The organism is Pumilibacter intestinalis, assembly GCF_943193005.1.
Lineage (GTDB): Bacteria > Bacillota > Clostridia > Christensenellales > Pumilibacteraceae > Pumilibacter > Pumilibacter intestinalis.
Genome location: NZ_CALPCH010000005.1, coordinates 59,016 through 74,163, shown reverse-complemented (window position 1 = coordinate 74,163; position 15,148 = coordinate 59,016). Strand labels below are relative to the sequence as shown.

Here is a 15,148-nt window from a genome sequence, read left to right as displayed (position 1 = left end):
AGGAAACGAAATTTGAATGAATAGAAAGGAAGCACACAAACACAAAAAGCGCAAGGGGTGGAAAACTTGGCTTATAGTCGGCGCGTATATAGCCGTGTTTGTAAGTATTTTAATAGCGCTTTTGTTTTCTCTCGGCGGCAAAAATTTTGCGGATATATTCGGGAACAAAAACTATTGGCTTACGGTAGGCGTTGCAAACGGACTGTTGCTTGTCGGCTTTCTGATGCTATACCGAATAGACGCGCAGAACTTGGCGCTCAAAGAGAACGACTTGGAAGATACCGAGTGGCTGACGGTAAAACGCCTACGGAAAATGAAAGAGTTTACCGTAACGACTTGGGACGGTGTAACGGAAAAAGACGACGAAATCGTAATCGGCGCGGAAAAGAAAGGCAAGGTTTTGGAGCTAATATCTACAAGCCAACTACACGCGCTAATTGTAGGAACTACGGGTAGCGGTAAAACTACGGGGTTTGTAGACCAAAATATAGCGGTGCTTGGAAGAAGCAAAGGCAAGCCGAGTATGCTAATAGCCGACCCGAAGAAAGAGCTGTATGAGAAACACGCCGAGCAGTTAAAGAGCGAGGGATACACAATCTCTACGCTTGACCTCAGAGAGCCGTATTCTTCGGCAAGGTGGAATCCTATGCAAGTGCTTATAAGGCGTATCCGGCAAGTAAAGGAATTGCAAAATAACTTGCAATGCAAGGACGGGAAATATTGCGCTTGCGGCGAAGTTTTCTTGTCTTACGATGACGCGCGGACGAGAGTGCAGGAGTTAAAGGACGAAATCTTCGAGAACACAATGGACTTGGTATATACGCTATGCCCCGTGCAGAACAAAGACCAACCCACTTGGGAGGAGGGCGCGAGAAATCTGATTTTCGGACTAATCTTAGCGTTCTGCGAGGACGTAATAAGCGGCAAAATGGAAGAAAAGCAGTTACAGCTTTTCAACGTGTACCATAACATCACGAAGTATTGCTCGGAAGATACAACGGCGTTAAAGCAATATCTTTTGGAAGGGCGCGACGAGTATTCAAAAGTGCGCGGGCTTGTAAATACCGTACTCATCACAAGCGACAAAACGCTTACGAGCTATCTTTCGGAAGTAAACGCCTACATACAGCAGTTGTCGGACGACGGAATACTCTCAATGACAAGCGAGAACGACATCGACATTGTGAATATGGACGAAAGCCCGAACGCAATATTCGTAATCGTTCCCGACGAGCGGTTCACGCGCCACCGTTTTGTTACGCTGTTTATAACGCAAACCTACAAGGAGCTTGTGGAAAAAGCAAACTTGAATTTGCGGCGCAAGGATACGGAAACGGCGATATTAAAACGCAAAGCGTACTTCATCTTGGACGAGTTCGGCAATCTGCCGAAGCTCGAAAATATAGAGGGTATGGTAACGGTAGGGCGTTCCCGCGGCATACGGTATTTATTCGTCTTGCAGAGCTTTTCACAGCTCAATGCAAAGTACGGCAAGGACGTAGCCGACATTGTTAAGACTAACTGTAACGTGAAAATCTTTATAGGCAGCGACGACCCAGAAACAAGACGCGAGTTTTCGGAATTATGCGGACAGAAGAAGATTAAAAACTTCTCGGTCAATACAAGCGCGGAAGTGAACGCAAGCAGTAACACGGGCGCAAGCAATCAACCGCTTATAACGGTGGGTATGCTTGAAAGACTGAACGGCGATGAAAAGGGCGATGCCATTGTGAGCGTTCGCGGTTACGAGCCGATATGGTCAAGGTTTACGCCGTCATACGAACTGAAAGACGTTTACTTTGCGGCGGGGAAAGCGGATATAAGTAAGCGCGAAGCAAGGTTGTTTGAGAAGCGCGATTATGTATTTGACATTCTCGGCGGAAGTCAAACGAAAGAGGAAGATAAAGCATTGGATGCGATTGACCGCAGGGAACAGGAACAAGAAAAGCAAAAGCCGATTGTGGACGTTGCGGACTTGGACAAACAATGGAAAGCCAAAGTGGACGAGGTACACAAGAAGATTTTCAAAGCGGCGGAAGCACTCTTGGAAGAAGATGCGGCGGCATTACTTGAAGCCAAGCTCGAAAACAAGATTACGCTTATCCGTCTGATGATAGAAAACTACGACATAAGCGTACAGCAAAAGTTAAAGGCGTTGATTGCTTATTTGGAGCAGGAACTACCGAAACTTTTGGAATTGCAGGAACAGGCAAAAAACAAATAAAAATTATGGAGGACAAAATGACTAAAACAATCAAATCTACCATTGTAACGCTTGCGGCAAGCGCGGTGTTATTTTTAACCGTTTTCATGACTACCGGGTATGTGTCGGCAAGCGCGAATGAAGTTTGCGACCATGTTTACGTTGCTACGGAAATTGCGGCAACGTGTACGGAGCAGGGTTATACGCTTTACACTTGCACCGAGTGCGGCGACGAGAAAAAGGACAATTATACCGAAGCCAAAGGGCATAACTACACGGAAACGGCGGTCGCGGCAACGTGTACGACTGCGGCATATACTTTGTATTCGTGCGCGGACTGCGGACATACATACACCGAGCAAACGGAAAACGCAAAAGGGCATACCTTTGAAGTTGTCGTTGTGCCGAATACTTGTACGCATAAAGGCTATACCACGCACTTCTGTATTGTCTGCGGTTATGAGTATTCGGACAATTATACGGACGAACTCGGACACGACTATAAGGAAAAAGAGATTGCGCCCACTTGTACCGAACGCGGCTATACGGAACATACTTGCGAAGTCTGCGGCGACGTGTACTTCGATAACTATATCGACGCGCTCGAACACAATTACGAAGAAGTAATAACCGAGCCGACGTGCTTGGAGGGCGGTTATACGACATATACTTGCGCGACTTGCGGAGATGAGTATATTGCGGACTATACCGAGCCTAATGGACACGCTTATACCGAAACGGTAAACGCGGCGACGTGCGTAACCTACGGCTACACCGACCACGTTTGTAACGACTGCGGCGACAGATTCGTAACGGACTATGTTGCGCCCAAAGGACACAAGTATTTGGACGTGCTTGTACCCGCGACGCCCGAAAGTCTTGGCTATACGCGCCATATCTGCGTTGATTGCAATTATAGCTTTTTAAGCGACTATGTAACGAGCGGCGACGACGGATACATTCCCGAACCCGAAGAACCTGTTATTCCCGAAATTCACAAGCATACCTACGAATTGCAAGTGCAGGACGATAGCCAAAATATGAGTCTTTTGGTAATGCGCGTATGCGCTTGCGGCGACGTGAAAAACGGATACTTTGCGGTAACTTTCACGAACGACGAGGGGAACGTAACCGAGAGCAAAGAAACGGGAAACAAGATTGACTATTCCGAAATGTACGGACAAGTCATTATCACGCTTGCGGACGAGAACGGCGAACAGTTAAAGACGGTGGTAGTAACGGCGAAAGAAAAACCCGTAGAGCCTACCGAACCCGATACCCCCGTCGTACCCGATGAGCCGAGCGAACCTACCAACCCCGACGAACCTACCGAGCCTACTACGCCGGACGAACCGAACGTACCCGACGAGCCTACTACGCCGAACGAGCCGAACGTACCCGACGAGCCGAACGCGGACGTAACCGAAACGGAAAATAGCGGCAACGGCGTGGCGATTGCCTTGTTCGTAATTCTCGTTGTGCTTGCGGTAGGCGGCGTTGCGGGATTCATCATCTTAAGAAAATCAAGGCGAAGAAAGCACTGAAATAAAAGGAGGAACAGAATATAGTGTTTAATATCAATTTATTGGCGGCAGACGAAGGCTTGAACGGAAGCCTTGCTCAAATCGTCGAAAAATTAAAAGGACTTATGGACAGCTTTTGGCTGTACATCGTAATCGCGCTTGCGGCGGTAGTCGTAATTTGGGGCGCGTATATCGGTATCAAAATCGCAATCGCACACCGCAACGAAGAAAAAATCAATGCCCGCGATATGGTCAAAAACCTTATCATCGGCATAGTGATTATCTTTGTCGTGGCTATGGGCGCGCCGCTTCTTATCAATGGGTTGTCCGCTTGGGTGTCGGCGTGATTTGAAAGCGTAGTAAATAAAAATTGAAAGCGCAGTCGCGCGCAAGAGAAGAAAGCCGAGCGTTTTGCGAGAGAGTTTAGTTAAAGCTAAATGACCGAGCAAAGCGCAAAGGCTGACGCTCTATTTGCGCGATGAATGCGGTTTCAAAGGAGGAAAAATGCTAATCTTTTTTCAAGAATTATGCCTGCAATTATTCCTATGGCTGTTACAGCTCATAGACGGACTAATGGACATATTCTCGGCAATCGCGGGAGTAACGAACGTAAGAGTGAACGGACAGTCCGTGAACATAATCGAATACCTTGCGGGCAATAGTACGGTAGGCACGATATTTTGGTGCATCTTTATTTTGGCGGTAGGCTTGACGTGCATTTTCACAATAGTCGGTTTAGTCAAAAATATGATAGCTAACAATCGCAACATAAGCTCGATCGTCGGCAAATTCTTTTTGGCTCTGCTCGGCACAATGGCTATGCTTGCGGTGGTATTCTTGGGCATACTTATCGCTAACGCGCTGTTACAGCTGCTTGCGAGAATATTCCGCTTGGACGGATCTACGAAGCTCTCAAACGCTTTGTTTAATGCTTGCGTAGGGGATTGGATAAACGGCTACAACATCAACAAAATCAACGTGAGCGATTTATCGGTGTCGGATATTTTCGGCACATATAAGTCGGCGTTGTTCGGAGTATGGCCCACAAGTTGGAAGTGCAACGGAATGGTAAACCCGAATACGTTTATGTATCTGCCCGCGCTTATATCGAGCATCGCGCTCGGAATCGCGCTTATTATCGCCGTACTCAATCTTGCAAAGCGCATATATGAAATCATTTACTTGTACTTCTGTATGCCCGTTTCTATGTCAACCTTACCTTTGGACGACGGTGCGCGGTTTAAGAATTGGCGCGAACAGTTCGTAACGAAAATCATACTTGCCTACGGCGCGGTTTTGTCGGTCAATGTGTTTGTGCTTTTATTGCCGCTCATACAGCAGATGAGTATTCCCAACTTGGGTAGCTTTGGAAATGCCATATTCACTATATTTATGATAGTCGGCGGAGCTATGGTAATACCCGCAGGGCAGACGCTATTTGCTCGGCTTTTCGGAACGGCGGACGATATGCACGCAAGCGGCGGTTGGTTGCGTTCCGCGTACTACGGCGGTAGAGTCGTAGGAGCAATGACGATTGGACTTGCGGCAAAAGGCGTGAAAGGAATTTATCATGCGGTACGGCATCATAAAGAATCCAACAACGGCGGTAAATCCGGCGGTGATAGTTCGGCGGATAATGGCGAAGATGAAAAATATTCGGACGACGGAAGCGCGGATACGAGCGCAACGGAAGGAGGTGGGGAATGAGAATTATACCTAAAAAAATCAAGGTTAAAAATACGGTATGGAAGTGCTACGGTATGGCGGACATTATCGTTGCGCTCATTGTGTTCGGCATTATCTTTATCGCCGTTACAATGGGACAATGGGTAATCGCCGTAATACTTGGGGCTACGGCGGTGGGTATGTTTATTCCTACGCCGGACGGAATTTTCTATACTTGCGTGTATGAGAACATACGGTTTCTGTTCTCGAAAAAGAAATACACGTTAGAAGCGAAGAACGCAAAGGAAAGCGTGGACGCGCTCATTGACTTAAAAGAAATCAAGGACAGCGGTTTGATTGTCTATAAAGGCGGCACGTTCGGCAGAGTAATCAAAGTCGGACAAAAGAATTTCGGCATCGAGGACGTCGTTCAGCAGAATATAGACATCAATTACTTTGCGAACGCATTAAAACAATTAGACCAAAACCAGAGCGCGGACATCGTAAAGATAGACAGACCCGTGAACTTGGACGGTTTTGCAAGCGAGCTGTTTGGGCGGCTTACGGCGATGGACGGAAGCGACGAGGAAAAGTATATAAAGGCTATCAAGCAGAACATTTTGCGTGAACGCATTGACCGTATCGACAGTCTGAACAACATCCGCAAACAGTATCTTTCGGATTTTTATATTGTCGTATACGGGAGAAATGCGCTCGACCTCGACAGTACGGCGGTAAACGTGGCAAGCGAGATCGCAAAATGCGGACTCGGCACACAGCTTCTTGGGTTACGCGATACGGCGGTATTCTTGAAATACAGCTTCTCGCGCAACTTCGACGAGCGCGACATCAAGGACTTGAAAGACGAGGAGCTTGTCGATTGGGTGAAGCCGAAAGAGATAATATTCCACGCGAATAGATACAAAGTGGACGGAACGGAAGCGGCGGTTATGGCGGTGTCCGATTATCCCTTGCGCGTCAAGAACGCTTGGGGCGCGGAGCTGTTTAACATACCGAATACCAAAGTTGTAATGCACGTTAAGCCCGTAGATAAATTCAAAGCGATTCGCCGCATTGACAAGTGTATTGGCGAGATGCAGACGAAACAAATTCTGTCGGATAAGGCAAGCGAAGCGAACAGCGCGGAAGTATACCAAGAAACGATGGACACGCTCTTAAACGCTTTGCAGACGGAAAACGAAACGCTGTTCGATGTAACGCTTACGGTAACAGCGTATAACTACACGGGCAACGATAATTACAAAAAGAACGCGCGGCGGGCAATGCTTACGGGCAATTTCAGACCGTCCACGCTTTACGGCTTGCAAATCGAAGGCTTCAAATCGGCGGCGGTATCGCCCGTATCTACGCTCAAAAGCCAAGAGCGCGGTATAAACAGTTCGTCGCTTGCGGCGGCATTCCCGTTTGTTCGCACGTTCGTAATGGACGACGGCGGCATTATGCTCGGCGAGAACAACAAGAACGGCTTTCCGTTCATCTTCAATATTTGGAAGCGCGGGAACTTGTATCAGAATAGTAACGCTTTCGTTATAGGTAAATCGGGGAGCGGCAAATCGTATTTCCTTAAAAACCTTATCTTGAATGAGTGGTCTAACGGAACGCGTATTATTATGTTGGATCCCGAAGCGGAGTATCTTGCGCTAACAAGGAATTTGTACGGCAATGTCATAAACGTGGGTAACGCGAGAGAGGGCAGAATCAACCCTTTCCATATATATAAAATACTCACGGAGGACGGAACACCCGCCGAGCCGAGAGTTACTTTCAATACGCACTTAAAGATGTTGGAGAGCTTTTATAAAATCGTACTTGCGGACGCGCCGCTCGACGTGATAGAGCTTATAAACAATCTTACGGTAGAAACGTATGCGAGAATGGGTATCACGGAGGACACAGATTGTTCGGAGTTCCCCGCAGACTATTTCCCGTTGTTCTCGGATTTGCTCGATACGCTTAAAAGCAAAGGCACGGCGCAGATGGACGAGCTGACGAAAAGAGATATGAAAACGGCGGAACTGTATTTGCAAAAGTTTGTAAACGGCAGATACAGCGATATATGGAACGCGCCGAGTACGCTTAAAGTAAACGCCGATCTAATAGACTTCGATTTCCAAAGTCTGTTTGCGAACAAGAACAACGTAGTGGCTAACGCACAGATGTTGCTTGTTTTCCGCTTCATAGAACAGGAAGTCATAAACGCGCGAGAGAAGAACAAGAACGGCGCGAACTTGCGAACGCTTATCATAGCAGACGAAGCGCACCTTTACATAGACCCGAAGTTCCCTATAGCGTTGGACTTTTTCTATTCGATGTCAAAGAGAATACGAAAATATAACGGCAGTTTTATACCGGCTACGCAGAACATAGCCGATTGGAACGCGAACGAGGAACTCCGCGGCAAGACGAGCGCAATCATCAAAAATTCGCAGTACACGTTCATATTCAAATTGAGTGCGCCCGATATGAAAGACGTATTGGACGTTTACAGAGCGGGCGACAGTTTTAATGACGAGGAACAGCGTATGATTATCTCGGCGGTTACGGGACAGGCGTTTTTTGTAGGCAGTACGGAATTACGCGCTTGCGTTCGTATCAATGCGGGCAAATGCGCGAGAGAATTATTCAGCGAAGAAAAGAAAGAGGAGGGAGAAAATTGAAAACCAAAACAAAAGGTTTTTTGACGGGCGCGGCGATAGTGCTATTTACGGCGTTGGTTGTGTTGCTTGCCGTTTTTACGGAAAGTCCTACAACGGCAAGCGCAACATCTACGCCGCGATATGCGGTGGCTTTTGACTATAAGGCAACATATACATACGGCGCGGGCGGTGGCGTGTCGCAACATCCGAGTTCGGGAACGGGTGTGTATAGCGCTTCGTTTACATACGGAGCAAATAAGTCCAACTATACGCTTTCGGTAAATTTGTACGGCGGCTCGACTTCGGGCGCAGGCGCTTTTGAAAACGGCGGCTATATTGATTCGACGGATATTACGGTGGAAATTTTGTCAAACGTAAGTATGACCGTTACGATAAAAAATTCGAGCGGAACGAGCGTAGGGTCGGGGAATAAGAAAGCGACTGCGTCGAATTTGACCGAGGGAACATATACGGTGTCTATATCCGGTAGCGGCGGAGGTCCGATCAACTCGCGTGCGGGATGGTCATACGGTTTCAGCGGTTCGTTTACTTTCAATATAGACCAAGGCGCGCCAACGATAAACGGAGCGAGTACGTCTACAACGGGGAAATACACGAACAGCGCATTTACGGTTTCGGCATCGGATAGCGGTTGCGGCGTAAAAGCTATGTATATGAAAGTTCCGAATAACAGCACGTTTTATTCGGTGGGTGCTTCTACAACGGTAAACAAAGGGAGCGCAAACGGTAGATATACCTTTTATGCGGAAGATAATGCGGGCAACAAGTCGGGGTATTATTATGTGAATTTCGACGATACGCCGCCTACACTGAGCTGTTCGGGCGCGAGCTTCGGCTCGAATACGAATAAGAGCTTTACCGTAAAAGCCGAAGATAATTCGGGAAGCGTAACGCTCTACCGTAAAGTAGACGATGGCAGTTGGACGGCAAGCGGAAGCAGCTTTACCGTGTCAGATACGGCAGAAGACGCAACATACTATTTTTATGCTGTCGATGAATACTACGGGAATAAGACAAGCGAGGTGTGGATAAAACTCGGCGCGGAATTAAGTGGCGAGTTCGTAAAGTCGGACAGCGACAACAGTGTGTATTTCACTTGGGACAGACCGTCTTGGTCGGCAACGCTCGATGGAGAGCCGTATACAAGAGGCGCGTGGATAAGAGCCGAGGGAGAACACATAATTAAGTTATCTTCCAAAACAAAGAGCGCGGTGTATCCGTATAAGATAGACCATTATTATGTTCAGATGTTGGAAAAGCCTACGTGTACGAACGGCGGCTATTTGCAGTATGATTGCATTCAATGCGGCAACAGTTACACCGATTATTCCATAGAAGAAACAGGGCATTACTACGTTGCATCCACGACAGTAGCAACTTGTACGAGCGGCGGCTATACCGTATATACTTGCACTCGTTGCGGCGACAGCTATACGGATAATTATACCAATCCGCTCGGACATAATTATGAAGCAACGTATATGCCCGCTTCTTGCACGGAGTACGGAAAGACGGTGTTTACTTGCCAAGTCTGTGGTAGCGGATATTATGAAACGGACGGAACGCTTCCTACGGGGCATAACTACACCAACGAAGTAATAACCGCGCCGACGTGTACGACGGACGGACTGCGGCGTAGCACTTGCGAGATTTGCGGCGACGTCTTCGATACGAAAATAACCGCCAACGGGCATAGCTATTCCATTACAGAATCTATTACGATAAAAGGCAAAACCACAAGGACATATACATGTTCGGTTTGCGGACACAGTTATAAACAAGAGCTTGGCGATCAGTACGAGTAGGTAACGAGTTACGTTGAGTATCTGTTTGAACGGTATGAGCCTTATATGTGGTGGGTGCTGCTTGCTTCGGCGGGAGTATGGAGTATAGTAATCGGCGTGATGATAGCCATAGCGCAGAAGAACGAGGACAAGGAGAAAGCAAAGAAGATGCTTATAAACTACGTCATCGGTTTGGTTGTAATAGCTGTAATAGTCGTTGCTTGCCCGTATTTGATAAAAGGAATAGCGGCGCTTATAACATAAGAAAGTCGGTAGGGATGCGCTCGAAAACGAGCGTATCCCGTAGCCGAAAAATTTTCCTCGAAAAGTTTATAAAAAAACTTGACATTATCGTGATATCACGATATAATAGAGAAAACTAAAACATTTGGAGGTAGGATAATGGAAGCGCAGGAAATCATAAGAAAAGCGGACGCGGGCGAGGGACTTACGGTAGAAGAAATTAAAATCTACCGAGAAGCGGTAAAACCCGTAAAGCACGTATACGGAAAATACGGTACGCTTAAACGCAAGTATCTCGAAGAAAAGGGGATAGATTGGACGATTGCCGATTTGCCGACCTATCTTCACGGTGTAGATAAGCAAGCGGATGAATTGGAAGAAACGATGCGGGCGAAGCTCGCTCGTGACGAGCGGTTTACGCGGACGGGCAACTATATAGAAGATTGCCGCAGACTGAACGAAATGCAACGGCTCATCGAAGAAGAAATTCTACACGAAATCGTGTATGTGGCATAAGGAGCGATAAATGGAAAAGAAACCGGAAACGCCGATGCGGAAAGCGCGGCGAAAGTACGAAGAAGTAAACAAAGAGTACCGCGACCAAGCAACGAAGCAATTCAATACGCGGCTGTCGCGTGAAACGCACGATGAAATATGCGACTTTCTCAAAAAGCACCGCATAACGAAAGTAGAACTCATATACGCAGGGTATATGGCTCTGCAAACTCAGTATGGCCCGAAAACAACCGAATAAACGAATTAAGTAGCGATGGCGTATGGCCCTCGCTACTTTCAGTTATACGGCAAAAAATATTTTTGAAAGGAGCAAAACAATGGCAAAAGTAGGGATATATATTTATACATCACGGGGCGATGTGCTTATAGAACCGCAAATGAAAAAGTTGCAAGATTACGCAAGCGCACATGGCGACGTAGTTGTAAATAGATATTTGGATCGAGGATACGTGGGCGGAAAAAGGTGTAGAGCGGCATTAAACCGTTTAATGCAAGATTGCGCGGAGGGCAAATTGGAGAAAGTATTGGTTTTTCGCGTAAGGCATTTGAGTCTAAACGGCAATGAGTTTTTCAAAATATACAAACAAATTACCGAGAATAACGTGGCGTTAGATATATTGGAAGACCCTGTTGACAAAAATATCCTAAACCGCTTGGAAATTATAGGTGTTTTACAAGGAAATATCAAGCGCACTTCCCAAGAGTTTATTCTTGCGGGATATCAAGCTCTTGTAAATGCGCATGGCTCCAAAATATCTGAGTAGGTAACGATAAAAGCGATATTCGCTTTTATATATACACAATTTAATATTGCCGAACGGCATAACGAAGAAAGACATCGAAAGATGCGAGCGTTTCAAAGTTATGCCGTGTGCACTTGCATCTTTCAAAGGAGTGAAAGTTGGAAGCAACGGCAGAACAAGAAAAATATAAAAAAGAATTTACTTACCTTGCGGCGTATTCGCTTATAAAGCAAGTGCAGGCGCAAGGCGACGTGGATATTGTTATATTGAAACGATTAAATAAGCGATGTGCGGAAATTATGGGGTGCGAACCTATTCCGCTGTAAAAACATAAAGGAGGTGTGCCGCGTGAATAACGTAAAAGAAGTACGAATAATAAAAGCAACAAGACAGGATGATTTGTCGGATAAATTGCGTGTCGCGGCATATTGCCGTGTAAGTTCGGATGAGAACGACCATCTCGATTCGTTTTACGCGCAGGTGAGATATTACACCGATTATATCCGTGTAAACGAGAATATGCGTCTTGTGGATATTTATGCCGACGAGGGCATAACGGGCACAAGCATGGCAAAACGCGATGATTTCAAGCGTCTTGTAGCGGATATAAAAAAGAAGAAAATAGACAGAGTGCTTGTAAAAAGCGTAACCCGCTTTGCCCGAAATTCTTTGGAATGTATAGAAAACGTGCGGTTATTCAAAGCGCACGGGGCAAGCATATTCTTCGAGAACGATAACATAGACACCGAGCGAATGAACTCGGAAATGATACTGTATATTAAAAGCGCGTTTGCGCAAGGAGAAGCGATTTCGGCATCACGAAGAATGTGCGTATCCAATCGTATGAGAATGGCGGACGGCACATACAATCTCTCAAAAGCGCCGTTCGGATATAGATTGGATAAAGACGGACTTGTAGTAGAGCCGCGAGAAGCCGAAATTGTCAAAAAGATATTCGAGTTGTATTTGTCGGGTATGGGCGATTGCCTTATCTCGCAGACCGTAAACGAACAGTATAAAGAGCAAAGATTTACCATAAAAGCCATAAGTTATATTTTATCCAACGAGCGGTATATAGGGGATTGCTTATTGCAAAAAAGCTATTCGACCAATACGTTGCCGCTGACGAAGAAAGTAAATAACGGCGAGTTGCCCAAATACTACTATACGGGGACGCACGAGCCTATATTAGATAAAGCCGTGTTCTATAAAGTGCAAGCTATGCGCAAAGAACGAAAAGACAAGTTTTACGTGAATACGGGTGTATCCGATACAAATGTGTTTTTGCAAAAGAAAGTGTATTGTAGGCATTGCGGGTGGGCGTATAAAAAGAAAATACGCAACGGCGAACTGTATTGGTGCTGTCATAAGCAAGGAATGACAACCGATGCATGCAGAGCGCCGGCTTATGCGGATAGAACGCTTCGGCAAGCCTTTGTCAAAATGTTCAATACGCTCAAACAAAATTCTCGTGCCGTTATCCATGAAACGCTTTTGCAAATGCAAACGCTGAAAATGCGGGCAAACGGCGGTAAGAATGAGATAGCGGAGATAGACAAAGAAATACTGTCTTTATCCGAACAAAACAGAATCTATTCCGAATTGTTTGCACAGCACATTTTGGACGAAGTGTCGTTTTACGAACAAACGGACAAGTTGCAAAACAGAATAACGGAACTGCGTAGCAGACGTCTTAAAATTCTCAACGATGATGAAGACGAAAACAGTATAGAACAATTGCGCGCATTGGAACGTATCGTAGCGGAATATGATTTTCTTGCAATGTTCGATGCGGGTTTATTCGGTAAAGTAGCGGAACGAATATATGTGGAAAGCAGTGGAGATTTGACGTTTCGGTTGCGGTGCGGAATGGAACTTACGGTAAAAACGGAGGACGGAATATGAGAAACAGAACATTGCCGCTCGGATATAGAACGGAGAACGGCGCGGTTGTTATTACGGATAGCGAAGCAGAGATAGTAAAAACTATTTTTACCCAATACGGTAACGGCACGTCGCTAAAAGAGTTAGTCGGCCTTTTGAACGAACAAAATATTGAATTCAAACAAAACGCTGTGCCGTGGAATAAAGGAAGGGTGTATCATATTCTTACGGATAGCCGTTATACAGGCGAAAAGAATTTTCCGCAAATAATAACCGTCGATGTTTTCGAGAAGGTCAATCGATTAAAGAACAGTAAAGGCGGCAACAAAAAGGAATTATCCGAAACGGTTAGCTGTTTGAAAAAACTAATGTTTTGCGGAAAGTGCGGCGGAAAACTTTTGCGTAATGCAAACGGTAGGTGGTCTTGCGCTAACGGTTGTGCGTTTCACCGCCGTCCGACGGACGAGATGTTATTGTCTGCGATTGCGGAAATCATAGAAAAAGCAAACCGTTTGCCCGAATTGCTTTCCGTTGCGCATAAAGATACCGGGTATAAGCAGACACCCGAAATTATGCGGCTAACGAACGAGATGGCAAGAATGAACGAGCAAATGATACCGAGCTTTAACACGGGCAAAGCAATTCTTTTTCGGCTTGCGGCAAGTAAGTTTGCGGCTTGCAAGGAAGATAAAAGCGTATATACGGAATATGTTTCGGAGCAAGTTAAATGCGCGGCAATAAGTCAAGCCATAGATAAAGAGTTTTTGCAAAATGCCGTACAAAAAATTTTAATAGTCGGAAAGGACGAATACGAAATGGTTTTTGTCAACGGGGCGGTGGTATCCAATAAGGCGGTGGCGGAAAATGCAAGCTAAACTTGTAACCAAAATAGACGCCAATCCGTTGTTATCCAATCATACGAACGAGGACGCGCTTTTGCGTGTGGCGGCATACTGCCGCGTAAGTACCGATGCGAGCGATCAAATAGAAAGTTATAAAGCGCAAGTATCGCACTATTCGGCGGCGATTGCAAAAAATCCGAGATGGCGTTTTGTGGATATTTATGCAGACGAGTACATTCATTATGGGGAACAAAAATAACATATAAGAAACCAAAGCAATTTTTCACTTAAAATTACAATTTAGTATCCATGAAAATATTAAAAACAAATTTGCGTCTAATGTATTGACATTGGGCGCATATTTTGCTATAATGACAATATACTATAAATGGAGGGCTATTATGAAGGCAAATATGAATATAAAAGTTGATACGGACGTAAGAGATGCGGCAAAGAGTATATTCGGGCAAATGGGTTTGGATATGACGACTGCGGTCAATATGTTTTTGCTTGCGGCAATAAGAGAAAAGGGTATACCATTTGAACTTACCACGGTTTCGAAAGCAAGCGATGACGAAATAATCGAATTACTTGCAAGGAAACTCCGTAATGCCGAGGCGCAGGAGAAAGCGGGACAAATGAGAAATTTCGATGATTTTGCTGCGGAGATGAAATCCAAGTATGGAAGAGTGTAAATACAAAAGAGTCATCTTGCCGCAAGCGGAGCAAGACATTGAAGAGGCATTAAACTATATATCTAACGAATTATGCAATCCCGATGCGGCAAACAAATTGATTGATAATATGGTAGAAATAATGGAAAACGTTTCAATGTTTCCTTATTCGCTCCCGACGCTTAAGGATAAAAGATTGGCGCAGGGTAACGAATATCGTCGTGCCGATGTGAATAATTTTGTGCTAATTTATAAAGTTGCGGAAGATGTGCGGGAAGTGCGTGTAATGGCAGCGTTATATGCGCCGTCCGACGTTGTAGCGCGATTGCTGAAAAGGCTCTAAATCGATTGAGTACAAAAGATTCGGTGATTGTTGCAACATTACCGATTTGT

16 protein-coding genes are annotated in these 15,148 nt (G+C 45.7%); all 16 read left to right on the top strand.

Annotated features, from left to right (window positions below; translation table 11 throughout):
- Positions 1–16: 16 nt before the first annotated feature.
- Complete coding sequence (locus tag NFR55_RS03710; RefSeq protein ID WP_251546349.1) at positions 17–2,224, top strand: type IV secretory system conjugative DNA transfer family protein; 2,208 nt, start codon at positions 17–19, stop codon at positions 2,222–2,224.
- Positions 2,225–2,241: 17 nt separating this feature from the next.
- Entirely contained in the window at positions 2,242–3,747 is a 1,506-nt protein-coding gene (locus tag NFR55_RS10500) for a hypothetical protein (RefSeq protein ID WP_275556905.1), read from the top strand.
- A 23-nt stretch (positions 3,748–3,770) separates the two neighbouring features.
- Positions 3,771–4,073 carry a hypothetical protein gene (locus NFR55_RS03700; RefSeq protein WP_251546348.1) on the top strand — a complete coding sequence of 101 codons (303 nt, stop codon included), beginning with the start codon at positions 3,771–3,773 and terminating at the stop codon, positions 4,071–4,073.
- A 157-nt stretch (positions 4,074–4,230) separates the two neighbouring features.
- Positions 4,231–5,433, top strand: coding sequence for an Mbov_0396 family ICE element transmembrane protein (locus NFR55_RS03695; RefSeq protein WP_251546347.1), 1,203 nt, complete (start codon positions 4,231–4,233; stop codon positions 5,431–5,433).
- Positions 5,430–8,069, top strand: a complete 2,640-nt coding sequence (locus NFR55_RS03690; protein ID WP_251546346.1) for a VirB4 family type IV secretion system protein — start codon at positions 5,430–5,432, stop codon at positions 8,067–8,069. Before NFR55_RS03695 ends, NFR55_RS03690 begins: the two co-directional genes overlap by 4 nt.
- Positions 8,066–9,874, top strand: a complete 1,809-nt coding sequence (locus NFR55_RS03685) for a hypothetical protein (RefSeq protein ID WP_251546345.1) — start codon at positions 8,066–8,068, stop codon at positions 9,872–9,874. Before NFR55_RS03690 ends, NFR55_RS03685 begins: the two co-directional genes overlap by 4 nt.
- A gap of 45 nt (positions 9,875–9,919) precedes the next feature.
- Positions 9,920–10,117: a hypothetical protein gene (locus NFR55_RS03680; RefSeq protein WP_251546344.1), complete on the top strand. Its 198-nt coding sequence runs from the start codon at positions 9,920–9,922 to the stop codon at positions 10,115–10,117.
- 138 nt (positions 10,118–10,255) lie between these two features.
- Positions 10,256–10,612, top strand: a complete 357-nt coding sequence (locus NFR55_RS03675) for a TnpV protein (RefSeq protein WP_251546343.1) — start codon at positions 10,256–10,258, stop codon at positions 10,610–10,612.
- Positions 10,613–10,622: 10 nt separating this feature from the next.
- Positions 10,623–10,850, top strand: a complete 228-nt coding sequence (locus NFR55_RS03670) for a hypothetical protein (RefSeq protein WP_251546342.1) — start codon at positions 10,623–10,625, stop codon at positions 10,848–10,850.
- A gap of 79 nt (positions 10,851–10,929) precedes the next feature.
- A complete protein-coding gene (locus NFR55_RS03665) occupies positions 10,930–11,376 on the top strand; it encodes a recombinase family protein (protein WP_251546340.1) in 447 nt (148 codons plus the stop codon).
- A gap of 137 nt (positions 11,377–11,513) precedes the next feature.
- Positions 11,514–11,681, top strand: a complete 168-nt coding sequence (locus NFR55_RS03660; protein ID WP_251546339.1) for a hypothetical protein — start codon at positions 11,514–11,516, stop codon at positions 11,679–11,681.
- Positions 11,682–11,703: 22 nt separating this feature from the next.
- Entirely contained in the window at positions 11,704–13,260 is a 1,557-nt protein-coding gene (locus NFR55_RS03655) for a recombinase family protein (protein WP_251546337.1), read from the top strand.
- Positions 13,257–14,114: a recombinase family protein gene (locus tag NFR55_RS03650; protein ID WP_251546335.1), complete on the top strand. Its 858-nt coding sequence runs from the start codon at positions 13,257–13,259 to the stop codon at positions 14,112–14,114. Before NFR55_RS03655 ends, NFR55_RS03650 begins: the two co-directional genes overlap by 4 nt.
- Complete coding sequence (locus tag NFR55_RS03645; RefSeq protein WP_251546333.1) at positions 14,104–14,340, top strand: hypothetical protein; 237 nt, start codon at positions 14,104–14,106, stop codon at positions 14,338–14,340. The genes NFR55_RS03650 and NFR55_RS03645 overlap by 11 nt, the downstream gene beginning before the upstream one ends.
- Positions 14,341–14,452: 112 nt before the next feature.
- Positions 14,453–14,776 carry a type II toxin-antitoxin system RelB/DinJ family antitoxin gene (locus NFR55_RS03640; RefSeq protein WP_251546331.1) on the top strand — a complete coding sequence of 108 codons (324 nt, stop codon included), beginning with the start codon at positions 14,453–14,455 and terminating at the stop codon, positions 14,774–14,776.
- A complete protein-coding gene (locus NFR55_RS03635; RefSeq protein ID WP_251546329.1) occupies positions 14,763–15,098 on the top strand; it encodes a type II toxin-antitoxin system RelE/ParE family toxin in 336 nt (111 codons plus the stop codon). Before NFR55_RS03640 ends, NFR55_RS03635 begins: the two co-directional genes overlap by 14 nt.
- The last annotated feature ends 50 nt before the right edge of the window (positions 15,099–15,148 follow it).